The organism is Sinomonas sp., assembly GCF_036848755.1.
Taxonomy (GTDB): Bacteria; Actinomycetota; Actinomycetes; order Actinomycetales; family Micrococcaceae; genus Sinomonas.
The window spans coordinates 1-1,201 of the sequence record NZ_DAIUJO010000180.1 but is presented as its reverse complement, the minus strand read 5'-3'; the positions used below and the strand labels follow the sequence as shown (position 1 = coordinate 1,201).

The following is a 1,201-nucleotide window of genomic DNA, read 5'->3' as shown; positions in this document are numbered from 1 at the left end:
GGCACCGCACGCGGAGCCCTCCGGCGTCCGGGGACCCTATTGCAGGAGCGCGGGCGGGGTCCACTTCGGCCACTGGGATTCCCCCACCTCGATGCCGTGCTCGTACACGGCGACCAGCCGGAACGGGTTCGCGGCCCGGCTGTTGTCGTAGAACCTGGCCCGGTCGGCCACCCGGCGCGCGGCCGCGACATGGGACCAGAGCCTGGAGTAGCGGGAGCGGATCTTCTCCTCGGGAACACTGTGGCCGCCGTGGGAGGCCCTGTACCCGACACGCCGAACGGTGGTCTCCTCGGGGACCATGATCACGTGCAGGGCCACGAGGTACCCCCGGGCCGCGGCCTGCTCGACGAGCTCGACCTTGCTCGGGTGGCTGAACACCGTCTCGGTAATGAACGAGGCCCCGGCCGCCAGGAGCCTTCTCCTCTGCTCCCCGGCCTCCGCTGCCGCCTCATAGCCGTGTTCGGACTCCGCGCCGGGCCACCGCCGTGCAGCGATCGCATCGGCGTTGATGAACGGCAGGCCGGTGGCCGGAACGAGGACCCGTTCGACGAAGGTGGTCTTGCCTGCCCCGTTCGGTCCGGCCAGCAGATGCAGGACCGGTGCGCTCACTCCCCGCCCCTGATGACGAGGTTGCCCTCGTCATCGGCCTCGGCCCACTCCCCCCCGGCGGCCAGCAGTTCCCGCTCGAGGTCCAGCGAGGCCACAGCTGCCGCGATGCGCTCGTCCCAGGCCGCCCGCACGATGGCCTGCTCACGGCCGGCCAGGGCATCATACGAACCGTTGCCGGCCAGGACACGGGCCACCGCCGAGCCGCTGGCAGAGGCCTCGAGCTCACGGCCGATGCGGGCCCACCGGTTGATCCTCTCGGCAGCGCTTCCGCCCTCGACCCTGGCGGCCTCGTAGACGTCATGGTCGATGCGCGTGGGATGGGTCGGAGTCGCAGTCATACCTCGAGTGTAGCCGTCTGCTACAGATCCGCAGCGTTCATCGGCTCTGCGGCCGATCGCCGAAGAGGGACGGGTATCTCCGGCGCTGTCGCAGCTGACGAGGAGCTCGCTGTAGTGCGCCCCGTCCAGGAGGATCCGCAGACCCTGCCGGTGCCCCTGGTGCACGGCGATGAACCGGGGCCCTGTGACCCGCCATGACGCGAGAACCTTCACCGTGGAGGCCTCACACGAGGGCCCCCAGGGCAGATCCACGA

Annotated in this window: 2 protein-coding genes; both read right to left on the bottom strand. The window is 70.5% G+C overall.

Translation table 11 applies throughout. The features are described 5' to 3' along the window. Positions 1 to 36: 36 nt before the first annotated feature. Positions 37 to 609, bottom strand: coding sequence for an AAA family ATPase (locus V7053_RS17905; protein ID WP_334173618.1), 573 nt, complete (start codon positions 607 to 609; stop codon positions 37 to 39). Then, positions 606 to 947, bottom strand: coding sequence for a hypothetical protein (locus V7053_RS17900; RefSeq protein ID WP_334173617.1), 342 nt, complete (start codon positions 945 to 947; stop codon positions 606 to 608). Before V7053_RS17900 ends, V7053_RS17905 begins: the two co-directional genes overlap by 4 nt. Positions 948 to 1,201 lie beyond the last annotated feature (254 nt).

What these genes read in the sequence shown, in the direction of transcription:
- V7053_RS17900 (WP_334173617.1), bottom strand. Translation starts at nt 947, where the DNA reads ATGACTGCGACTCCGACCCATCCCACGCGCATCGACCATGACGTCTAC.